Origin of the sequence: Collinsella sp. TF07-1, from assembly GCF_003437235.1 — a bacterium.
Taxonomy (GTDB): Bacteria; Actinomycetota; Coriobacteriia; order Coriobacteriales; family Coriobacteriaceae; genus Collinsella.
The window spans coordinates 1-546 of record NZ_QSRV01000063.1 but is presented as its reverse complement, the minus strand read 5'-3'; the positions used below and the strand labels follow the sequence as shown (position 1 = coordinate 546).

Here is a 546-nt window from a genome sequence, read left to right as displayed (position 1 = left end):
CCGTATCCCACGCTCGCGTCCAGAAGCTCGAGCCCATGGCGCTTTTTCGCGGGGCCAGGCTGTTTGGGGGAACGTGTCGCAACGGCGCCGACCGCAAAAAGGACCGCGACGTATGCCAGGGCCACGGCAAGCATCGATGCGCTGCCCGAACCGGAGCCAATGAATTCTGTCGGGAAGCATCCTACGTAGCCCGTTGCCTCGATAGGCGAGAATACGGCCAGCGGCAGGAGCCCGAGCACGGCATTATGCTCCAGCGCCGAATCGGACAGCAACGGGAATGCCGGGGCCGCGACAAGCAGCGCTGAGGTAAGGGGGCCTGCGAGGACGCGCCTCGTTGCGGTCGATAGGACGGCGGAGCAAACGGATATCAAGGTTCCGCCCGCAAGCAGCGCGAGAAGCAGGGTCGTGAAGACGTTTCCCGCGGTCGTGGTGGTAAGCGCGCCGTCATGGAAGAAGGCGATCGGGTACCCAATTTGCCCGGAGCCGTTTAGGGCCAAGGCGTAAATGCCCCCGGGTGCGAGGCCGGCGAGGAGCATCGCGGTCCCC

The 546-nt window shown here is 65.2% G+C and carries 1 protein-coding gene; it reads right to left on the bottom strand.

Annotated features, from left to right (window positions below; genetic code table 11):
* On the bottom strand, positions 1–497 hold a 497-nt coding region (locus DXC67_RS10280), incomplete at its 3' end, for a hypothetical protein (RefSeq protein WP_147327795.1).
* Positions 498–546: the final 49 nt, after the last annotated feature.